Below are 21,466 nucleotides of genomic sequence, written 5' to 3'. Positions count from 1 at the left end.
ACGGATCACGCCTTCATCAAAATATCAACTATGGGTTTAATCGGACTCAGTTCATCCCGCTTGGTAGTTACCGATTCGAGTACACTGGCGCCAACAACATTAAAATTAGCAGTTAAAGCCTGAATACACGTGAGAGCATCCTTTATTTTAACCCCTTCTTTTACCTGATAATAGGTTTTATCGTAATCTGTAGGTTCCAGCACATCAAAATCGAAATGCAGGTATAAATTCTTAAGTTTTTTGGATCTCAGGGTTTCCACCAGAACACCCGTATCTGCATTTTTAGAGTAATAAATATTGTCCGTATCTATTCTTTTCTGTTCCGAGTCATCAATATCCCTGAGGCCTACATAGTGTATCTGAGACGGTTTTATTCTGGAGAAGAGCAAATCATGCATTCCTTCATCGGTTTCTCCTAACATGGTCCTTAGCGGCATTCCGTGAAAATTACAACTATGAGATTCGTGTGGAGCATTGATATCGGCATGGGCATCAAACCAGATAACACCCAGATCTCCCTCGTAGCGTTTATTCAGATAGGACACGGGAACAATTTCCAGGCCACAATCTCCGCCTACGATCTTCAGATTATCAGGCTGGTTTTCCGAGATCTCTTTTTTTAATCTGCTCAGCTGATCGATAATAGCTTCATAGGCATTAATGCTGTTTTTCTTTTCCAGGAGCTTTTCCGACAGGGGAACTTTAATAAAATCGGGGTCATCCAGGTATTCCAGTACGGTATGCGCTCCGTCTTCTATATTCTTACCGGTTCCCGATCCCTGCCATTGCGGAAAATATATTTTCATTTCAGTGTTTTTAAATAAAAAACCTGCCCGTTAGGCGGGCAGGCAGATATATTGTTAAAGAATTATTGTATCGCATCTAAAAAGGGCTTCATTTCCAGGAGCGTAATATCATCTCTTTTGCGAAGCTCTCTCAGGAACCACCCTTTATGCCCGGCCCCGTAAGTGATCAGGACCCTTTTACCCTCATAGCGGTGTTTTTCCAGGGCTTTTTCAATATTCCAGTAATGGGCTATATTGATATTCTCCCAGCCACCAAGGCCCAATTCCACATTAAAAAGCCTGTTGTATACCTGTAGTGCTACATCCTGAATACTGTCGTAAGTATCCGTATGTATAAAATAAGGATCATTAACCTTGCCCGTAGCCCGGTAAAGGGAATCCGAAAGGCGATTAGCTTCCCTATAGACATTCCAGTCTTCCGTTCTGGAAGTGTCCTGGCTTATCTCCCTTAGTTTTTGCTGACGTGCCCTGGCCATAGGAAGGGTCCATCCTGCCGTGGGGATGATCTCAAAATCCATCTCCTTGGACAAAGGAAAAACTACATCCGTATACTCCGGAAAACGCATTACCCTGGGTTCTGAAATACTGTCGTCTCTTTTAAAACCGCTTACGGCTTCTTCAAAGCGGTCCGGCGGGATCTCGGTCAGGATAATATCGGGATTGATCTCCTTGATGAGTTTGGTTAGATAAGCAGTGTTATAAGTAATACTGTCTATCAAATGACCACTGTGAATGGCCCCCAGAACCAATACTTCGTTCTTAGGCTTTGCTTCCTCAGCGGCAGGTGTGTTTTTACATGCTGCCATCAAGGCGAGGATACATATTATTTTAAAGATATTTTTCATATGCTAAAGACTATCTGAATGTTTGAGAAGGGAATACAACCATACTTTCATGACCATCTTTGTTAACAGCAGCTACACCGAAAAAGAAGTTGTCAATTACAATACCTTCGAGGGTATATTCGCTAACGTTCCCAACAAAACGACTGTTATCCCAGGTAGGGGAGGTAGTATCCCTCCAGTAGATCTTGTATCCGATAACATCGGGATCATTTAATTTTTCCCATCTGAATTTAGCCGAAGGCTGAACAATTCCACCGATAGCTACATTCTTTGGTGCAGGAGGCGCCCATGCAAGACTGGCCAGATTGATGGCATTTACGGCAGTAAGCTTTTTGGCGTATTCGAAGTTAACGCCTTCAATAACATCTCCGTACTTTATACCGTTTTCCACTCTGATATTCTGATGCTGTCTGTTGTAGTTTTCATGCGCCTCCATGATCCTTACTCCTGCATATCCAAGGTCATTGAACGGACGGTGGTGACCTCCTCGTCCGAAACGGTCCAGACGATAGATCATCATAGGGTTCATTTCGGGCATATAGGTCTTCACCTGTTTGTGGATATAACGGGCCAGCTGTCGGGAGATCCCGTCAACCTCTCCTCCGAAGAATCTTCTGCTTCGTCTTTGACGCTCGGTTTCCGTTGGAGGGACCGGCTCAGAGAATATTCTGAATGTCCTGTTATCGATCACTCCGTCTACACCTTCAATATTCCCTATCATATCGTTGTTAAGGACCCCAATAATGTCCCATCCTTTTTCCTTGGCGTATTTGGCTAATCCTGCACCCCCGAAAAGACCTTGTTCCTCTCCGGAAAGCCCGACGTAAATAATACTGCTTTCAAATTTATACTTCGACAGAACCCTTGCGGCTTCTATGGTTCCCGCCATACCGGAGGCATTGTCATTAGCTCCCGGAGCATCTATCTCATAGTTCAGTGCATCCGAAGCTCTGGAATCTATATCACCGCTCATAATGATATAACGGTTCGGATATTTGGTTCCTTTCTGAACTGCCAGTACATTTACGATCCAGGCATCCTTAACGATACGTGCTCCTTCACCTTTTTTTACAAAATCTTTCTGGTAAAAGACATCGAGACATCCCTGGCAATTCTGAGAGATCTTATCGAATTCGCCTTTTATCCACCTTCTGGCTGCTCCGATCCCCCTGGTGTTGGATACGGTATCACTAAAGGTGTTCCTGGTACCGAAATTGGCAAGTGTTCTGATATCGGCTTCCAGGCGTTCCGAAGAAACCGCATCAATAATGTCGTATAAACGCTTGTCCGTCTGTGCGGTCGTAAGCGTTATAAAAAATAGAAATACTATGGTTAAAGAGTATCTTAACATAACGATTGATTGTTGTTAATTAGTTTTATTTTCTTTTACAGCGTTTTCGTTTATAGGATCGGGCTGGTCCTTTACTTCCAGCTTAAAAATATCCGATCTGTTGTAATGTCCTATCACATCAAAATCCAGTTTGCTCTTTATCAGATCTTCCAGGTTGAGGGTAGCGGTGAGAACTCCTTCTTCATCGTATAGAGGCCCGGCAATAACCTCTCCCATAGGAGAAACGATAAGGCTTCCGCCTCTGCACATATCATTTGCTTCATTGGAAACGTATTTCCTGTATTTTTCAGGATAATCCTCTTTTCTGAAGTACTGGTTTGCTGCCAGAACAAAACAACGGCCTTCACAGGCAATATGCTGCATTGTAGAGGTCCATGTAGGCCTGGCATCAGCCGTAGGCGCCAGATATAATTGTACTCCCTGCCGGTACATAGAAGCTCTGGCCATCGGCATATAATTTTCCCAGCATATTAGCCCTCCAAGTCTTCCTATCTTGCTGTCTACGGTGATCAGGGATTCTCCCGATGCTTCCGCCCAGATAAGGCGTTCTACTCCCGTAGGTTTTATTTTCCTGTGATTTCCCAAATAACCTTTTTCCGGCGAGAAGTACAGCATAGAACAATAGAGGGATCCGTTTCCGGCTTCTTTTTCGGTAGCGCCCATCACTACATAAGCTCCGCTTTCCTTTATTGTTTTTTCCAGCTTCAGGAAAGCTTCGCTTCCTACCTCCAGGCTGTGTTTCCAGTATTCGAGATAAAGATCGCGTCCTTCATCATCTCTTTTACCAACCACCGCTTCAAAACTAAAGCCCCGGGGGTATCCGGGAATGAAAGATTCCGGAAAGAGAATAAGGTTGCAACCTTTGGAAGCCTGTTCTTTGATGATATTTTCTGCCTTCAGCAGGGTTGCTTCCAGATCAAAGAAAACAGGAGTAGCCTGTACAACAGCTACTTTAATATGATTCAAATTTGTTTTTTCCACACTATGGGTTATTCACCGAGGGTAATTTGTGCTACTAAATTAGTCAAAATACCCAGTTTTTAATCATTACCGATCAGCTCTACAAAAATGCCGTCGGGGTCGCGTATAAGCAGGAAATTTCGGTTATCACCTAGTTTTATTGGTGTTTCTCCCAATAACTCTATATTGTTTTCCCTGATGCGGTTAAGAAAAGGTGTTACAGAATTCACAAAAATTGTGATATACTGTACTCCTGTATCATCCTGTATATGTTCGGGAATTGAAGCACGTTTCTTTCCAAAGCTAACCAGTTTGAACTGGTTGGCCTGAGGACTGTCTTCCAATTTGAGGATCTTTACCTGAAACGGAAGTCCGTTTGACAAGCCGGATCGCTTTCCGAAATCTGAATTTATATCAAAACCACCGGTTTCTTTCATCCCCAGGATATTCTTATAAAAATCCAGGGATCTTTCCATATCGGAAACAACCACTCCCATTTGAATGGTATTCGATTGGAACTCGCTTGGTTTTTCGGTAACCACCACGGCAATTTTATCGCCCTGCGGACTTACAGATACCCGTGTAATCCCGTCAAGACCGAAGGAAGAAAGAGAAATAAGTTTTGTCCACTCAGAATCGGTCTTCGGATCGTATTTATACAAAGTATCACCTTTTCCCATGATAATGGTCCCGTCTGGTGTCCAGCACATATCTTCTGCATTTTCCAGCGTCGGGACAATTAATTTGGAATTTCCGGTAAGCGGATCCAGAGAACGGATCTCCCACTGATCATTTTCCTTGCTGATATAACTGATGAGCTTAGAACCGGGGATCTTATGCAGGGAACGCCCGATCTTTTTCTGATAGGTCTTATTGCTACCATTTTTCAGGTCGGAGACCACCAGGGAGGATTCTTCTCCGAGAACGAAGGAAACAATATGATCCTTGTCAAACCAAACGTGATAACCGATCACCAGGTCATTAACGAGTACCTCCGGTTTCCCGTCTTTAAAATTATAAGCGTAAAGCAATTGCTTTCCGTCCTTGTCGAGACGGATAGAGGATGCTGCTTCCCTTCCGGGGATCTTAAGCGGAGAGTATTCACTTCCGTCCGTTGCCGTAATCCATACATCTTCTCCGTTATCCAGCCCTACTTTCCTGATATCTGTCTGCCCGTTCCTGGTAGAGGAAAAAAGCAAGGTATTATTGTTCAGAAAGGAAGGTTGATTATCGTAAAAGCCCGGATTTCCGGAAGTATTTTGAGGAGTGCTTAACTCCAGATTTTTGCTCAGTTTAAAAAGATAGACTTCCGTACCCGGCTGTGCCCATGAGACAGCAATATTTAGCAGGAGGGAGAAGGAAAAAAGGTATATTTTTTTCATAGGTCAATAGTTTTGATAAATGTACTAAAAAAAATGCCCTGAATTTCTTCAAGGCATCTTTCATTATATAATAAAAATGGTATTTAGTGGAGTCTTCTGTAATTTTCGGAAAAGATCTTATGCCCTTCCTCATCTACAGTGATCTGCTGAAAAAATTCTTTTTCCAGGTGCAGTTCAAATTTAAAAACGCGCATAGAATCTATGATCTTCATCATAGAAGCAGAACCGTATTCGAGGGTTTCCGTAAGGGTGCTATCCGTATTGGAATAGGAACCATATCCGAACCAGTCTACAGAGTCCTTGGGAACAAAGCGGGTCCACATGACCCTTCCACTGTTGTACATTTTTATTTGTCTGTACCCGTCATTGTTCGGGATGGTATCGGTAACATGCGTACCGTCATAGGTGTACTGATCTATTAACTCCCATGTTCCATCTAATGTATACTTCTGGCGATCTCTTTCCGAGAAAGATCCCAGAACTAAAATTAAAGCAAAAAGATAAAGTGCGGTTTTCATATAGCGGATTTATTAGTTGAAAATCAAAATGTTAGTTCATAAAAGATACAAAATAAAATTGACATAGCCCAATAATTATTCACGAGTACTGTGCTATTTCGGGGCTTTTGGGGGTATGGGAGGAGTGTATTTGGTTACGGGCGTTCCATTATTGCAATCTCCAATCGATCTTATTTATTTTTTCATTGCAACTTTTGATTGGAAAAATGTAAGATTCTAAACAAAAAACCTACTTTTGTTATGTAATTATTTTGAGTACAATTATTATGTCTGATACAATTGAAAGAATTAAATGTTTGATCATCGGTTCAGGGCCAGCAGGTTACACGGCGGCCATCTATGCTGCAAGAGCAGATCTGAAACCGGTAATGTACACTGGAATGGAGCCCGGAGGGCAGCTGACAACCACTACCGAAGTAGATAACTTTCCGGGATATCCGGAAGGAGTAGACGGCCCTACCATGATGGTGCAATTGCAACAACAGGCCGAGCGTTTCGGAACTGAAGTTCGCATCGGAATGGTAACCAAAGTCGACTTTAACAAGGAAGAGGGAGGTATCCATAAAGTAACAGTAGATAACAATAAGGAAATAGAGGCGGAGACGGTAATTATTTCTACCGGAGCTACTGCCAAATACCTGGGACTGCCCAGTGAGCAGCGTTTAAGAGGCGGTGGAGTTTCTGCCTGTGCCGTATGCGACGGTTTCTTTTATAAGGGACAGGATGTTGCTATTGTAGGAGCAGGAGATACCGCAGCAGAAGAAGCTACTTATCTGGCCAATATCTGTAAAAAGGTTACCATGTTGGTGAGAAAAGATTATATGAGAGCTTCCAAAGCGATGCAGCACAGGGTAAACGCCATGAAGAATATAGAAGTGCGTTATAATACCGAAGTTGATGAGGTTCTTGGAGAGCAGGTAGTTGAAGGTTTGAGAATGGTTAATAATCAGAGTGGGGAAAAGGAAGATATTTCAATAACCGGACTCTTTATTGCCATTGGTCATAAACCTAATACCGATATCTTTAAAGAGCAGTTGGATATGGACGATACCGGATACCTTATTACCGAAGGAAAGTCTACGAAGACCAATATTCCCGGAGTATTCGCGGCCGGAGATGTTCAGGATAAGGAATACAGACAGGCAGTAACTGCTGCGGGTACAGGATGTATGGCTGCATTGGATGCGGAGCGTTACCTGGCATCGGTAGAATCGCTTAAAGAAGAGCAGGTAGAAAGCTAATCAGTTTAACTGAATTACAATAAAGTAAAAGGGCACCCTCGAGAGGATGCCCTTTTTAGTTGGTTAGATTTAGATATTGGTTAGGTTGATTGGATGTTTATCTATTGTTTGTAAACGCCTCCTGCAGAAGATCTTCTCTTTTTAACCACAGGATCTCCCGAGTAACGTACATCTCCTCCGCTGGAAGCATTTGCCGTTAATTCATCCGTAGCATTTACTTTAATATCCGCGCCGCTGCTGGCATCGGCAATACACTTAGAAACTACCAGTTTCCCCGCTCTGATATCACTTCCGCTGCTTGCGTCGGCAATCAGAAGGTCGGCAGTTCCGGAAACAACGATATCGGCACCGCTGCTGGTATCACATTCTACCTCGGTAGCTTCTACTTCTACCTTAAGATCGGCACCGCTGTTACTGCTCAGTTCGATCTTGTCTGCTTTTATTACATCAGTTCCGTAAAGATCAGCTCCGCTGGTACTTCTCAATGCGGCGATATCCGGCAAGCTTACATGAACCTTTTTGGACTTGGCACGTCCGATTCGCTCTTCGGTATGAATGTGAAGTACTCCGTTTCTGATGTCTGTTCTGATAAGCTCGATGACATTTTCATCGGCTTCTACCGTAATGCTGGTTTTATTATCCTGCGTTACATACACGTCCAGGCCCTCAGTAGCTTTAACTACTGTGAAATCTTCATCTGCAGCTCTTTTTTCAGTAACTACATTCCCGTTTCCTCTTTTACCTTCCCCGAGATTAATATCGAATTGGCAGGAGACAAACAGTAAGGAGATCAATACTGTAATAATGATTTTTGATAGTGTTGTCATAACGTTACGCTTTAGATTGTTTTGTTTTTCTTGATTGTTTTTTTATCAGATTAACAGTTGCCAGTCCTTTTTTTGGTTGGTTTTCGTTTTTTTGATTGGTTGTTTAGGGACTGACAACCATTAATCGTCACTACTAACTAAATTTTTATGTGGTTTCTATTTTTAATCCGTTTTCATCAAGCTTCATTTCCAGCTTGTCTCCGTCTTTGTCCTCTACCTTGATATCAATACCCTCTTCGTCTATCAGAACACGATTTGTCTCGTCTTCTTCACTGTCATCTTCATCTTCACAATCAATACAATGTAGTTCGTTGTCATCATTCATTTTCCATTTGTGGTTAATGATACTCGACCTGCTGTAGTTAGGCTCGTAATTCGTACTTCTTCCTATACCGCTGTATGTCGAATCGTCAAAGACTATTACTGTTCCTTCCGGAACATAGATGGAAATTCTTATCTCCTGATCCCTGAATTTATTCTCCAGCGGAGTGGTCAGGAAGTCGTCCAGGATCAAGGTATTATCCTTAAGCTCATAATTGTATTCTATGTTTTCCGCTCTGTTTCTCGCACTTTTAAAGTTGCGTCCGTCAGCTTCCTTGCGAATGTTGATATAAGCCAGGGAATCTTCTGATTGTCTGATATTAAAGATAACATCTTCAGAGTAAATACGCTCATTGTCATTTCTGTCTACTACAATATCGAACCTTGAATCTCTGTAATAATGATCCGAATAGTTATTACTATCGTTCATTTTAATATGCAGCGTATCCTGATCTGCCAGATAAAGCTCCTCCTTAACTACAGTACTTCCTGTATAAGCGTGCTCAGAAGCTTGTCTTACTCCCATAATAAACAGACCTACAACAGACATCAGCCATAGTCCAAGCAGACTGAATTTTGCAATATTTCCTATTGACTTAAGGTTGTTTACAAGGATCTTCAATCCTAAGTAAAAGAGGAAGAAGAACGGGATCCCTACGGCAAAGAACGTAATAAGCGATGCCAGCCAGATCGGGGTTCCTGAAGTGTTAAAGATATCCACAAAATCGATTCCTGGTATATGGATGATATCTGCTATCCCTACGGTAAACAGGCCTACAAAAAGACCAATAAGGGTAGCCGCACCTGTTATCAGGAGGATGATCCCGATAAACTTCGCAATAATTTTAAAGAAGAAAACTATGATATCACCCAGGGTATCGAAAAAACCCTTTGAGCCGGATTTTACGTTGTTGCCTATCTTTTCATAATCGACATCCTTTACCTTTTCGGCTACATTATCGAATCCTTCCTTAACTTTTTTTTCAATATTGCTGATATTGACCGGATCTCCGGTCATTGCAATCTTCTGGGAAGTAGTACTGGCTTCAGGTGCCAGGATCCAGAACAGGATATAAGCTATCAATCCGAAACCGGAAAAAATAGTGAAAAGGATAAACAGAAGGCGTACCCAAACGGCATCTATTCCGAGATAATATCCTAAACCGGAACAAACCCCTCCTATATATTTATCATCCATATCCCTGTAAAGCTTCTTGGAACTGGCCGTACTGCTTTTGGTTCTCTTTTTAGGCTCATCGTCAAAGATCTCTTCATCCACCAGGTAGTCCTCAGGTTGTCCCATTACCGCAATTACAGCATCAACTTCCTTAGTGCTGATCACCTGTCTGTCATTTTCCATCTTTTCGGTAAAAAGCTCAGCAATACGCGCCTCTATGTCAGAGATGATCTCATCTCTTCCCTGAGTATCGGAGAATGAACGTCTAATAGCATCTAAATAGCCCTGCAATTTTAGATACGCATCTTCATCAATGTGAAAAAACGTTCCTGCTAAATTTATGTTTATAGTTTTATTCATTTTTCTTGTTTTTGGCTTGTTACTATATTAACTGCATTTTTTAGTTCATCCCACGTAGTGGTCAATTCTTTTAAAAATATTTTCCCCGTTTCCGTTAACTGATAGTATTTGCGCGGAGGCCCGGAGGTGGATTCTTCCCATCGATAGTTGAGTAAACCCGTATTTTTCAGCCTGGTCAGCAGAGGATAAATTGTTCCTTCTACCACCAACATTTTAGCGTCTTTAAGTGTGTTTAAAATCTCCGAAGCATATTTATCTTCATCCTTGAGGATGGACAGTATGCAGTATTCCAGCACACCTTTACGCATTTGCGCTTTAGTGTTTTCAATATTCATAGAGTTTGTTTTTTGATATTGTTAAAACTGTTCATTTTTTGATCGATTGATTGATTGATGAAATTGGTTTGCTTATTTAAATGGTCTTTATATATTGATCGGACATAATTATTGCGCTGGTACACAGGGTGATGAGGACTATGCTCAGCACATTTAATTTTACCGAATATTTCTGCTCTATGGTGGTTGTCCTTACCAGGTAAAACAAGGTCAGGCAAACTAAAATCGGGAGTATCCAGTACCCAAGCCCCAAAAAGTGACTTATCCTTGCTTCGTCATTCGGATTGATGGGGGTAAGGCCCATGGCCAGAAACCTCATAAAGAATGCGATCAGCAAAAAGGGATAGAAATAATAATTCCCGGTCCTTCTTATAATGTAAAAGAACAATACCGCCTGAAAAATCGTGAACAGGGGGCCCGCTGCGGTAACCATATTCCTGTCAAAGGAATTTGCGTACTCCCCGCTTTTTAAAAAGGCAGAGTTAAGGGTCATCCCCATATCGTAACCCAACGACTTTCCCATTGCCCAGTGAGCTAACTCGTGTAAGCCGAAACTTAGAAGAACCCCCAGGATCAACAGTGCTATGTATTTAATATTTATTCGTTGCGTTTTCATTTCTGCCGTTTATTGTAAACAATTATTTTATAAAGTTGATGGTAAGGGGATAACGGTATAATACTCCCTCGTTAGCTCTGATGGTGGCGGTAATTGTACAGTAAATATCCAGTACAAATAAACCAAGTGCCAATACTCCCGCTATTCCCAGATAGGCCAATCCGCCTCTGAACCTGAAACCATTATCGAAATCGAGATCGAAATGATGGGTATTGTGTTCAAAAATGTCGGCAAAGCCTATAAAATCCCAGGAGGTAAACAGTATAACCGGAATGGCAATAATACCAAGAGCCATACTGTACAATAGGATACTGATCTGAAAATTCAGGGCTTGTTTTCCGTGATGATCAATATAATCTGATTCGTTTTTGTTTGATGTCCATAATATAAGCGGAATGATAAAATTCCCGAAAGGGAAAAAGTATTTGGCAAAGGTAGATATGTGTACGAATGCCGCCAGATTTTTTTGATGTTTGTTGATTGATGAGTCCATTACATATTATTTTCTTATGCAAATATATATCCAAAAGAAGGTATTATGCAAAACAAAGTACTAAATATTAACAAAAAATTAACATTTGATGATTTCAGCTTGCTATAAATATTTTTGATAACTTGTCATGGATAAATTGTATTCTATGGGACTTACTCCGGCTAAACTTAACTTCTTCACTCTCTTTAAATTACCTGCTGCATGGCTATGCGGAGTTCGGGTAAAACATATAGATGATACCAGCTGTACCGTAAGGGTAAAACACCGCTGGATCAATCAAAATCCGTTCAATTCCATGTTCTGGGCCGTTCAGGGAATGGCCGCCGAACTCACCACAGGAGCCCTGGTAATTTCCAGGATCAGAGCCAGCGGAAAGGATATTTCCATGCTGGTTGCCAATAACAACGCTACCTTTAGTAAAAAGGCCAGAGGGAGGATAACATTTAACTGTAAGGACGGTCATCTTATAGATAAAGCCATTACAGAGACCATAAATACAGGAGAAGGCAGAACCGTATGGATGAGGTCTGAAGGAGTGGATAAAGACGGGGATGTGGTATCTGCTTTTAACTTTGAGTGGACCGTTCGCCTGAGACCCGCCAAATAGTCGCTTTAAAGTTGTAACATAATATAAAGCTGTACTACTTATAATTTGAAATAACATCATAATCAAAAAACATAAATTAAATGACATCACACGAAATTGATTACCAGATCTACGGTGAAGAAATGCAATACGTAGAAATAGAACTGGATCCACAGGAAGCTGTTGTTGCAGAAGCAGGAAGCTTTATGATGATGGATGACGGAATTAAAATGGATACTATTTTCGGGGACGGTTCCAATCAGGATAAAGGCGTATTAGGAAAGCTTTTTTCTGCGGGGAAACGTCTTCTTACCGGGGAAAGCCTGTTTATGACGGCTTTTTTAAATGAGTTTCACGGAAAGCGCAAGGTGAGTTTTGCTTCTCCCTATCCGGGAAGGATCATTCCTATAGACCTGACCGAGTTTAACGGAAAGTTTATTTGCCAGAAGGATGCTTTTCTCTGTGCCGCCAAAGGTGTTACCGTGGGAATAGAATTTTCCAAGCGCCTGGGACGTGGGTTTTTCGGAGGTGAAGGCTTTATCATGCAAAAGCTGGAAGGTGACGGGATGGCCTTTGTTCATGCCGGAGGTACCATGGCCAAAAAAGAACTCGCAGCCGGAGAAACTATGAAAGTCGATACGGGCTGCATTGTAGGATTTACACAGAGTGTGGATTACAATATTGAGTTTGTAGGCGGGATCAAGAATACTGTTTTCGGGGGCGAAGGACTTTTCTTTGCCAGGCTGAGAGGCCCGGGTACCGTATATATTCAATCTTTACCTTTTAGCCGTCTTGCCGGAAGGGTGCTTGCTGCCGCTCCGCAGGGAGGAGGAAAGGACAGAGGAGAGGGTAGTTTGCTCGGCGGATTAGGTAATATTCTTGACGGCGATAATCGTTTTTAATTTGTTTAACACAAGTACTTTTAAATTTAACTTTTCGGCAACAATAATAAACAAGTTTAAGCCGTTTATTTGTAGTTAAGTAACTAAAACGATCTTTTGATATGGCCAGAGCTATGTTTGAATATACCCAAACTATTCTACAAAAGGTTAGCTTTGATCCTGTTCTGTTCTGCAAAGAACTTGAAAAAGCGGTAAGGCGCCTGCTTCCTTATGAAATTGAAGAGTTGAGAATTTGGTTAGACCAATTCACAAACGGGAAGCCAGAATTAACACATTGTCTAATTTATTTAAATCCATAAAAAAGCCACCGTTCAGGTGGCTTTTGTTTTTTATCTCTTTTAGCGTACCGGGCTTATGATCTCTACATTCTGAAAAGCAATTGCTCCTCTGATGATCCCGGAAATTGCATCCTGCAAAGCTTCTATGATATGTATCTTTAATTCGCTTTTATGATAGATCAGACTCACTTCCCTGGCCGGATTCGGTTCATTAAAGAAACGCAGGCTCTGTTTTTCATTTTCTTTAAGGTCCATGGTATGTAAATAGGGTAGAAGTGTCATTCCCAGGCCTTCGTTAGCCAGTTTTATCATCGTTTCAAAACTACCGCTTTCCAGCTGAAAATGATCGTCCTGATAAGCTTTTACATTCTTACATAGATTAATGACCCCATCCCTGAAACAATGCCCGTCTTCCAGCAGAAGGATATCATCTATATTAAGATCTGTCGCATCTACCTTCTTGTTCTTGTGTAATCTGTGGTTTTCCGGAATATAGGCTACAAAGGGCTCGTAATACAGAACACGCTCTTTTATATTCTCATTATGGAGCGGTGTTGCCGCTATGGCAGCATCCAGGTGACCTTCCTGGATCTTCTGTATAATGGCCTCTGTACTTAACTCTTCGATCTTTAAATTTACTTTGGGATATTTCCTGATAAAATTATTGAGGAACATGGGGAGAAGGGTAGGCATAATGGTCGGGATGATCCCCAGTTTAAATTCCCCGCCTATAAATCCTTTCTGCTGATCCACGATATCCTTGATCCTTCCGGATTCATTAACTATGTTCCTTGCCTGATCCACGATCTTTTTCCCCACCTCTGTAAGCTGTATGGGTTTTTTACTCCGATCGAATATCAGGATATCCAGCTCATCTTCCAGCTTCTGGATCTGCATACTTAAGGTAGGTTGGGTAACAAAACTCTTTTCTGCCGCCAACGTAAAATTCTGATATTCCGCAACGGCCAATACATATTGAAGTTGTGTTATGGTCATATAATAGTTTTAGATGATAAAAATATAAAAACTATCGATAAAATCTATGCTTTAAGTGAAGAATATCGTTAGTAATTTTGAAATGATAAAATTTAGTAACTGATAAATAGTTTGATATGCAAATAAATAGTTTAGGATTAGATACCCGAAAAACAGAGGAACTTACGGTAGAATTAAACAGCTTACTGGCTAATTTCCAGGTGTTTTATCAGAATTTAAGAGGAATTCACTGGAATATCAGAGGGAAGCGTTTTTTCGACCTGCACGCCAAGTTTGAAGAATTATATAATGATGCCCAGTTAAAAGTAGATATGATCGCAGAACGTATATTAACCCTAGGAGGTACTCCGTTACACACTTTTGGGGACTATGTTCGTGTAGCATCCGTTCCGGTAGGAAAAGATATTTCGTTAGATGAAAGTGCCATTAAACTGGTAGTCGATTCCCTTACCGAACTGCTGAAGATCGAGCGTAATATCCTCGAACAGTCTGATGATGCCGCCGATGAGGGAACAAATTCCATGATGAGCGATTTTATTACCGAACAGGAAAAGACGGTCTGGATGATGAAGGCCTGGCTTGATGAAAAGATATAATACAAAAAACGCCTTTCAGTTCGAAAGGCGTTTTTTTTGGCTTGATTATTTATATGCGGATGTTTAACTCGAGGTCTTTGTCTTTTACTTCAAATTTAGCATTCCCGAATTCCGGTGGCCCGAAGCTCATATCGTTATTGGACATTCCATAACTTTCTTTCGGCATACCGCTGGCATCGAAATCCATTCTGTTATTCTCATTTTCATCATGTAATACCATAATTGCATAAGTACCTTCCGGAACGTTGGTAAAGGTGATCTTTACTTTTCCATCTTCAATCTTACCGGAAGCATTCTGTATACCCGGTCCTTGCATAAAGGTTTCGCTGGTATGAAGCCCGAAAAGGACATTTCCGTTGTTGTTTTTAATATTCTCCACTACCACTGTAATGGTTATTCCTTTGGTTTCCTCGCTTTCCTGAGCGCTGACAAAAAGAGAACTTAACAATAAGCTAAAAAATACGATTAGTGATTTCATAATTTTATGTGTTTAAATTGATTTGTTTTGAATTACTGATCCAAAGGTCATTCAATAGCTAAACAATACATAAAATGAAATACCGAACTGTTATATATTCGGGATGAGTTGTAGAAGACAGATTTTGACTGAAACAGGCGGAAGGTTAAATAAGCCCTCTGGCCTTTATTTCCAGGTATTTGTTGATGGTATCTATGGTCAGGTTCTCGGGACTGGTCAGAATAGAGTAGATCCCGTATTTTTTGAGCTCATTTACGATCAGCCTCTTCTCAAAAACAAATTTTTCCGCTATCACCTTATCGTAAACCTGCTGAACGCTTTCAGCCTTTTCGGTAACCAGGTTGTTCAGCTCTGTATTCTTAAAGAAGATCACTACCAGAAGGTGGTTTTTGGAAATTCCCTTTAGATAAGGGAGTTGTCTTTTCAGGCTGTCGAGGGTTTCAAAATTGGTATAGAGAAGTAAAAGGCTCCTTTGGGTGATATTTCTTTTTATATTGCCGTACAACCTGCTGTAATCCGACTCATAAAAATCGGTTTTTATATTGTAGAGCCCTTCTAGGATAAGGCTCATCTGAGAAGTCCGTCGCTCTGCCACTACCACATTCTCCACTTTTTTGGAGAAGGTAAAGATCCCGGCTTTGTCCTGCTTTTTAAGAATAACATTGCTGATCACAAGCGAAGCGTTAATGGCATAATCTAACAAGCTCAGTTCATCAAAAGGCATCTTCATTACCCGGCCCTTATCGATCACCGAATAAACGGGTTGAGATTTTTCATCTTGGTACTGGTTAACCATCAGTTGGTTCTTTTTGGCGGTAGCTTTCCAGTTAATGGTACGGAGATCATCTCCCTGAACGTATTCCTTTATCTGCTCAAACTCCATAGTATGCCCGATCCTGCGTATCTTCTTGATCCCGTACTGATCCAGCTTGTTGTGAATAGCCATCAGATCGTATTTCTTCAGCTGAAGGAAAGAAGGGTAGGTCGGTACCATCTCATCGGAAGAAAAAGTAAACCTCCTGGCCACAAGGCCAAAAACCGTGGAAATGTAGACGTTCAGCTTCCCAAAATTATATTCTCCTCTTTCGGTAGGGCGAAGCTCATAACTTAAAGCGGAAGTACTCGAAGCTGCCAGTCTTCTTTGGATCCGGAAGTTCCTGAGTTGAAACTGCTCCGGGGTCTCATCTATGATCGTGGCGTAAACCGGAAAAGTATAATAATTCTCTAAACTGAGTTCAATAGGGTTCTTGTCTCCGTTAGAAAGTTTTTCGGGAAGTATCCTCCTGGCCTGAATACCTTTCCTGGCAAAGAACAGGATAAGTGTGTCAAGGACAAAAACCGTGAGGAAAATAATAAACAACAGTTTGGTGATCGCCAGTAGTTTTGGGAATAAAAAACTAATGACAAACAGAACTATTATCCCCAGACAGGTATAAAAGAATCGGTTTTTTATATAAAAAGGCCTTAAGAACTTCACTACCTTGGGATTTCTACGGATTGAATGATCTGGTTAATAATCTGCTTGCTGGATACTCCTTCCATTTCTCTTTCGGGTGTTACAATAATACGGTGCTGAAGTACGGGAACAGCCACCTGTTTAATATCTTCGGGTGTGACAAAATCCCTACCGTTTATCGCCGCATATGCTTTGGAAGCCTTCAGGATTGCAATAGACGCCCTTGGTGAGGCTCCCAGATAAAGAAACTGATTATTCCTGGTATTGATAATGATCTCTGCAATATATTTTAACAGATGAGGTTCGATAAGAACTTCATTCACCAATCCCTGGAACTTCCCTATTTTTTTACTGTCGAGGAAAGAAGTTATTTTCTCTGTCTTTTCCGCTCCTTTGAGCAGATGCTCCCGGTTAATGATCTCTACCTCTTCTTCCAGGGAAGGATATTCTATATCTATTTTAAAAATAAAACGATCCAGCTGAGCCTCAGGTAACCTGTATGTTCCTTCCTGTTCTACCGGGTTCTGTGTAGCCAGTACCATAAAAGGAGGAGGAAGAAGGTATTTTTGATTGTCTATGGTAATCTGACGCTCTTCCATTACTTCAAAAAGTGCGGCCTGTGTTTTTGCGGGCGATCTGTTAATCTCATCAATCAGCACCATATTGGAGAATATGGGCCCTTTTTTAAACTCGAACTCCGATTTTTTAAGATCGAATACCGAGGTTCCCAGAATATCCGACGGCATCAGGTCGGGAGTAAATTGTATCCTGCTAAAATCTACCTTTAAGCTTCGGGCAAGTAATTTGGCCGTAATGGTCTTTGCCACTCCGGGAACACCCTCGATCAATACATGGCCGTTAGCCAGAAGGGCCGTGATAAGCATGTCTATCATGTGTTTCTGCCCCACGATAACCTTCCCGAGTTCCTCTCTTATCTGTTCTACAGACTGTTGAAGTTCGCTCAGATCTATCCTGCTTTTAAATTCTACGTTTTCCTCTGAAGTATTTGTAGTTTCCTCCGCTGCGGGCGAATTAAGCTCTTCATTATGTTTTTCTTCAGGATTATCCATAATCAATTATTTATTTTTTATTGTAAAATTCTTCTATTGCTTTATTTAATCTCAAAAGGTCACCTTCATCGCAAACCGTTTTGGAACGAAGATGAATGATCAGATCTATAAGTTTCTTGACCTTAAGCTTATCATTCCCTGTTTTCAGCGCCAGGTTTTTAATGAACTGGTCATTGAGCACCTGGGTATCCAGATAATGATCATTCCGTATTTTCTCGAAGAAATAGGTGATCTTTTTATCAATGATATTCTGGTGATCTTTGGTTTCGTAATAGAGGTTTCCGATGGTCCTCGTAAACTCTACGGTTGTATTTCTCAGGGGTTTGATGACTTTTACGATACGTTGCTTTCTTTTGGCATTAAAGATCATAAAGATCAGTAAAGTGAGCAGTGCCAGGTTCCAGGCCCACCTTAAAGCAGGCTGAGAGAGAATATAACGCATGGAAGAACTTCCGAGTTCTTTTCCTCTCTTATTGGGCGAATCGAAAAATACGGTCTGCTCCGGTAAATAGGACAAAACATCCTCAATGTAATTGTAATTCCGGTCTTTTAAAAGGTAATAATTGGTAAAGACCACAGGTTGTGTATGCAGGTAGAAATACCCGTAATGATGTTTTACCTTTATAAAATTAATACGTTTCTCCTTAAATTCCTGGTATCCCAGAACTGTAGAACGGGTAGAATCGATCTTGGAGAAATAAGCGTTTTCCGCGCCCTTTTCCACTTTAATAGAGTCGCCCCGAAATACCGGGTTTGCAAGCCAGGTCCTGGCTTTGGTACTCCTGTTTAATGCATAGGAAATATCAACTCCCAGAGAATCCCTGAGTTTAGGCGGAAGGTTTCCGGAAGTAATAAAAACCGTATTCCCGTGAGCTGCAAAATCCAGAAGCTCCTGGGTGGAAATATCATCTGTACTATAAAAACGATTAATATACATATAACTACCCTCTACATTGTAAAGGGAGTCTGCCCAGTTGTAGTTCTCATCAAAATACTGATAGGGCGTTGTCTTAATATCTTCAATTTCCTGACCCTGCATAATAGAAGCCAGTTCTTCCCTGAAAACTTTTAAACCATACGGTTTGCTGTGTTCCTCATTATAAGTAGGGTTCCAGTCTATAGGTTCCGGCTGGGAGAATTCTATAGCCACTGCAGCTATGAAAAGCACAATTAAGAGACCCAGATATATTTTTACCGTCTTATTCATGCCTTCAGGTCTTTTAGAATATTAGTAAAAGTTCCGGATATCTTCTCGAACTGCTTCTCATTTATTTCAAACTCTCCGTACCACACATAATTATAGAGATAGGAGGTGTACCTGAAATCGTTTTTAAAACGGCTGTTATTCAGCTCGTACAGATAATCGTTATTTGTTTTTTCAACATCATAGGCTATCAGCTCCTTATTGGAAAGCTCTTTCAGCATCCACAAATAGTAGAACCTCACGGCACTCCTGTATTCCCCGTCTGCTATTGCCCGGTTGATCAGTTTCCTGAAGTCGGTGATCCCGATATTCTGTTCAATATCTTCTACATTAATGATCTTCCGGTCTGAAGATTTTCCGAAGACCCATCGGCCTTCCCGGTTAAGAATGGCTTTAACGATAATAAAGACCACGGCAATGATGATCAGGACATAAAATATTTTGATGAAAATATCGGCAATATTACCTGCCTCCAGATCAGAATTGAGATTAAACCATTTTTTAAAGACCCTTGCCAGCCATTCTTTAAAACGGGTAAACCACCCCTTGTTTTCCAGGTCTTTTTCGTAGATATATTCTTGTCCCGAATATTTTTCCCTGAAATCCATACTGAAATGTCTTTTTTCCACCTTAGCCGTATCCTGAAGCAACGAATCTTTTTGTATTCCGGCAGAATACATATCACCAGCTGCGCTAAGGTTGCTCAATCCCATCCAGAAGATCAGGCAGAAAAGGATATATCTCAGTTGTATTTTAGTATGGGTCAGAGGTTCCAATTTGGTCGATAACGCTTTTTGTATTGATATTTTCACTTTCTTCTTTGAGGCTGAAAAAAACAACCCCCTGATTCATTTGCAGAATGGTGTTGAGGATGATCCCCAAAAGAATGGTAACTACATATACCAGTGTTGCCAGGGTAAGGATGGCAATTACATTATCCTCAGGATTATCTTCTATATTCTGGCTGCTGCTGAAGATCGATATAATGCCTATAAAATAAGGGATGAGAGTTACCAGCCCTTGTACGGTTTGTGTCATCAGGTAAAAAAGGGAAACGCATCCTGTAGCCGCCCAGAACTTTTTAAAACAGAGTTGTAAGGCATAACTAAAACTGTCAAAGACCCCTTTTTCTTCCTGTAAATATTCGATCAGTGCAAACTGATAGATCATCATGATCAGTGCCATGACCATAATAATTAACAGCATGCCTACGATGGTGATCATCAGGACAAATGATATGATCCCCGCAGCTATAAGCACGGGAATGGAAACAATAATACCGGCCAGAATAAAGATCAGGATCTTACCCGCTTTTTCTTTTAAATAGTTTAAAATGTCTTTTGTACCAAAGGAAGACCCCTGGTGTTTTTCGTAAAGAATAAGATAAACAGGAGTGTATACGTAATTTAAGACCCCGGCTATAAGAGCCAGGAAAAAAACTGCAATACCGATAAGGATCATTAGTCCTCCGTTCTCATTCATATAATTTTCCATAGACGCTGCTGCATCCGGATTGTTCAGGTTACTGGTAATGAAATCCGTATAGAATCTCATAAAGAAATAAAAACAGGCCAGCAGGATAATAATAAATGCTCCGTTAATGATAAAATAGTGCTTAAAGAAATGCCTCCCGTTCTGCTTTAAGAAAGCAAAGGTATCCTGAAAATATTCTGCAAATCCCCTCGGTTTATACAACTCCATAACTGTGCCTTAATTTTTTGTTTACTATAAACGGATATACAAGATAATAATATGAGATAATAGATAATGTGATCAGGATAATGCCTACCGATAACCAGTTGGGCATAATATTGGAATAGCGGGTGATATATCCTTCCAGGAATCCGGCCGCAAAGGTAAACGGAAAGGTGCTGATCAATATTTTAACCCCGTTCTTCACTCCGATCTTAAAGGATACAAAACGGGAATAGGTTTTCGGAAAAAGTATACTGGCCCCGAGGATCAGTCCGGCTGCTCCTTCAATTACAATGGCAAAGATCTCCATAGCACCGTGTATCCAGATCCCTCTTACACTTTCCCATAAAACACCCTCGGCCTGAAACATATATTGAAAAGCCCCGAGCATGATCCCGGTTTGAAGCAGTTTATAGCCTGTTCCTACACCTCCGAATATCCCGAGTACAAAGGTCAGGATACCTACATAGAGATTATTCAGGGTAATACCGATAAAACTCCCCCAGTTACTCCCGCTTTTATAAATGGCCACCGGATCTCCTTTTTCGATATTTTCCATGGTGGTATTTACATAATGATCTCCCAGAATAAGGCGTACAAAGGTGTCGTCTTTCGCAGCAGAAAGTACCCCGATAGCAGTGAAAGTAAAAAAGAGGAGGAAGGCGTACAAAACATATCGTCTGTATTCGTAAACGATGAGCGGGACCTCGGTTTTCCAGAATTCGATAAACCTGTTTTTATCTTCTCTTTTGGTTTTATAGATCTTCTGAAAAGCTTTGGCTGCCAACTGATTCAGATAGCCAATTATCTTACTTTTAGGGTAATAGGTCTGAGCGTAAGACAGGTCGTTGATAAGTTGAATATAAAGAGAAGCAAGCTCGTCCGGGTTTTTAAGTTGTTTCCCGAAAATGGTTTTTTCAAAGTTCAACCATTTTTCCTTATTTTGCTTGATAAATGCGACCTCTCTCATATG

24 protein-coding genes are annotated in these 21,466 nt (G+C 41.0%); 5 read left to right on the top strand and 19 right to left on the bottom strand.

Annotated elements, in window-relative coordinates; genetic code table 11:
- Positions 1-5: 5 nt before the first annotated feature.
- From GWK08_RS11740 to GWK08_RS11715, 6 genes are all read right to left on the bottom strand, one after another.
- The gene (locus GWK08_RS11740; protein ID WP_163607378.1) at positions 6-806 is read right to left on the bottom strand and encodes an arginase family protein; all 801 of its coding nucleotides are present in this window, start codon (positions 804-806) and stop codon (positions 6-8) included.
- A 62-nt stretch (positions 807-868) separates the two neighbouring features.
- On the bottom strand, positions 869-1,651 hold the full coding sequence (locus tag GWK08_RS11735; protein ID WP_163607377.1) for a hypothetical protein: 783 nt from the start codon (positions 1,649-1,651) through the stop codon (positions 869-871).
- A 10-nt stretch (positions 1,652-1,661) separates the two neighbouring features.
- The gene (locus GWK08_RS11730) at positions 1,662-3,002 is read right to left on the bottom strand and encodes a M28 family peptidase (protein ID WP_163607376.1); all 1,341 of its coding nucleotides are present in this window, start codon (positions 3,000-3,002) and stop codon (positions 1,662-1,664) included.
- A gap of 15 nt (positions 3,003-3,017) precedes the next feature.
- Positions 3,018-3,983, bottom strand: a complete 966-nt coding sequence (locus GWK08_RS11725; protein WP_317168150.1) for a carbon-nitrogen hydrolase family protein — start codon at positions 3,981-3,983, stop codon at positions 3,018-3,020.
- Between the two features lie 59 nt (positions 3,984-4,042).
- On the bottom strand, positions 4,043-5,344 hold the full coding sequence (locus tag GWK08_RS19225; protein WP_204336046.1) for a VOC family protein: 1,302 nt from the start codon (positions 5,342-5,344) through the stop codon (positions 4,043-4,045).
- An 83-nt stretch (positions 5,345-5,427) separates the two neighbouring features.
- Positions 5,428-5,862, bottom strand: coding sequence for a hypothetical protein (locus GWK08_RS11715; RefSeq protein ID WP_163607375.1), 435 nt, complete (start codon positions 5,860-5,862; stop codon positions 5,428-5,430).
- 266 nt (positions 5,863-6,128) lie between these two features.
- On the opposite strand from GWK08_RS11715, the gene trxB reads away from it, so the two are divergent.
- Entirely contained in the window at positions 6,129-7,103 is a 975-nt protein-coding gene (gene trxB / locus GWK08_RS11710; RefSeq protein WP_163607374.1) for a thioredoxin-disulfide reductase, read from the top strand.
- Positions 7,104-7,204: 101 nt separating this feature from the next.
- Here trxB and GWK08_RS11705 read toward each other — a convergent pair whose 3' ends face one another.
- The 5 genes from GWK08_RS11705 to GWK08_RS11685 all read right to left on the bottom strand — a co-directional run bounded on the left by GWK08_RS11705 (position 7,205) and on the right by GWK08_RS11685 (position 11,232).
- Positions 7,205-7,930 (bottom strand): head GIN domain-containing protein, encoded by a 726-nt coding sequence (locus GWK08_RS11705; RefSeq protein WP_163607373.1) that lies wholly within the window; start codon positions 7,928-7,930, stop codon positions 7,205-7,207.
- 145 nt (positions 7,931-8,075) lie between these two features.
- Entirely contained in the window at positions 8,076-9,788 is a 1,713-nt protein-coding gene (locus tag GWK08_RS11700; protein ID WP_163607372.1) for a PspC domain-containing protein, read from the bottom strand.
- The gene (locus GWK08_RS11695; RefSeq protein WP_163607371.1) at positions 9,785-10,123 is read right to left on the bottom strand and encodes a PadR family transcriptional regulator; all 339 of its coding nucleotides are present in this window, start codon (positions 10,121-10,123) and stop codon (positions 9,785-9,787) included. The genes GWK08_RS11700 and GWK08_RS11695 overlap by 4 nt, the downstream gene beginning before the upstream one ends.
- A gap of 76 nt (positions 10,124-10,199) precedes the next feature.
- A complete protein-coding gene (locus GWK08_RS11690; protein WP_163607370.1) occupies positions 10,200-10,739 on the bottom strand; it encodes a hypothetical protein in 540 nt (179 codons plus the stop codon).
- Between the two features lie 22 nt (positions 10,740-10,761).
- Positions 10,762-11,232 (bottom strand): DUF4870 domain-containing protein, encoded by a 471-nt coding sequence (locus tag GWK08_RS11685; RefSeq protein ID WP_163607369.1) that lies wholly within the window; start codon positions 11,230-11,232, stop codon positions 10,762-10,764.
- A gap of 145 nt (positions 11,233-11,377) precedes the next feature.
- Here GWK08_RS11685 and GWK08_RS11680 point away from each other — a divergent pair, with 145 nt between their 5' ends.
- The 3 genes from GWK08_RS11680 (at position 11,378) to GWK08_RS11670 (ending at position 13,019) form a co-directional block, all read left to right on the top strand.
- Positions 11,378-11,839, top strand: a complete 462-nt coding sequence (locus GWK08_RS11680; RefSeq protein ID WP_163607490.1) for a DUF4442 domain-containing protein — start codon at positions 11,378-11,380, stop codon at positions 11,837-11,839.
- A gap of 80 nt (positions 11,840-11,919) precedes the next feature.
- Entirely contained in the window at positions 11,920-12,720 is an 801-nt protein-coding gene (locus tag GWK08_RS11675; protein ID WP_163607368.1) for a TIGR00266 family protein, read from the top strand.
- A 101-nt stretch (positions 12,721-12,821) separates the two neighbouring features.
- Positions 12,822-13,019 (top strand): hypothetical protein, encoded by a 198-nt coding sequence (locus tag GWK08_RS11670; RefSeq protein ID WP_163607367.1) that lies wholly within the window; start codon positions 12,822-12,824, stop codon positions 13,017-13,019.
- 39 nt (positions 13,020-13,058) lie between these two features.
- Here the strand turns inward: GWK08_RS11670 and GWK08_RS11665 are convergent, their stop codons facing one another.
- On the bottom strand, positions 13,059-13,994 hold the full coding sequence (locus GWK08_RS11665) for a LysR substrate-binding domain-containing protein (protein ID WP_163607366.1): 936 nt from the start codon (positions 13,992-13,994) through the stop codon (positions 13,059-13,061).
- 116 nt (positions 13,995-14,110) lie between these two features.
- Here GWK08_RS11665 and GWK08_RS11660 point away from each other — a divergent pair, with 116 nt between their 5' ends.
- Entirely contained in the window at positions 14,111-14,590 is a 480-nt protein-coding gene (locus GWK08_RS11660; RefSeq protein ID WP_163607365.1) for a Dps family protein, read from the top strand.
- Positions 14,591-14,639: 49 nt separating this feature from the next.
- Here the strand turns inward: GWK08_RS11660 and GWK08_RS11655 are convergent, their stop codons facing one another.
- The 7 genes from GWK08_RS11655 to GWK08_RS11625 all read right to left on the bottom strand — a co-directional run bounded on the left by GWK08_RS11655 (position 14,640) and on the right by GWK08_RS11625 (position 21,463).
- On the bottom strand, positions 14,640-15,068 hold the full coding sequence (locus tag GWK08_RS11655) for a DUF2141 domain-containing protein (RefSeq protein WP_163607364.1): 429 nt from the start codon (positions 15,066-15,068) through the stop codon (positions 14,640-14,642).
- A gap of 145 nt (positions 15,069-15,213) precedes the next feature.
- On the bottom strand, positions 15,214-16,545 hold the full coding sequence (locus GWK08_RS11650) for a DUF58 domain-containing protein (protein WP_163607363.1): 1,332 nt from the start codon (positions 16,543-16,545) through the stop codon (positions 15,214-15,216).
- Positions 16,545-17,594: an AAA family ATPase gene (locus GWK08_RS11645; protein WP_163607362.1), complete on the bottom strand. Its 1,050-nt coding sequence runs from the start codon at positions 17,592-17,594 to the stop codon at positions 16,545-16,547. Before GWK08_RS11645 ends, GWK08_RS11650 begins: the two co-directional genes overlap by 1 nt.
- Positions 17,595-17,604: 10 nt before the next feature.
- Positions 17,605-18,801 (bottom strand): DUF4350 domain-containing protein, encoded by a 1,197-nt coding sequence (locus GWK08_RS11640; RefSeq protein WP_163607361.1) that lies wholly within the window; start codon positions 18,799-18,801, stop codon positions 17,605-17,607.
- A complete protein-coding gene (locus tag GWK08_RS11635; RefSeq protein WP_163607360.1) occupies positions 18,798-19,574 on the bottom strand; it encodes a DUF4129 domain-containing protein in 777 nt (258 codons plus the stop codon). The genes GWK08_RS11640 and GWK08_RS11635 overlap by 4 nt, the downstream gene beginning before the upstream one ends.
- On the bottom strand, positions 19,552-20,499 hold the full coding sequence (locus GWK08_RS11630) for a hypothetical protein (protein ID WP_163607359.1): 948 nt from the start codon (positions 20,497-20,499) through the stop codon (positions 19,552-19,554). The genes GWK08_RS11635 and GWK08_RS11630 overlap by 23 nt, the downstream gene beginning before the upstream one ends.
- Positions 20,486-21,463 carry a stage II sporulation protein M gene (locus tag GWK08_RS11625; RefSeq protein ID WP_163607358.1) on the bottom strand — a complete coding sequence of 326 codons (978 nt, stop codon included), beginning with the start codon at positions 21,461-21,463 and terminating at the stop codon, positions 20,486-20,488. The genes GWK08_RS11630 and GWK08_RS11625 overlap by 14 nt, the downstream gene beginning before the upstream one ends.
- Positions 21,464-21,466 lie beyond the last annotated feature (3 nt).

The organism is Leptobacterium flavescens (genome assembly GCF_010671605.1).
Classification (GTDB): domain Bacteria; phylum Bacteroidota; class Bacteroidia; order Flavobacteriales; family Flavobacteriaceae; genus Leptobacterium; species Leptobacterium flavescens.
The sequence above is the reverse complement of the archived record's forward strand: the minus strand, read 5'-3'. Positions and strand labels throughout refer to the sequence as shown.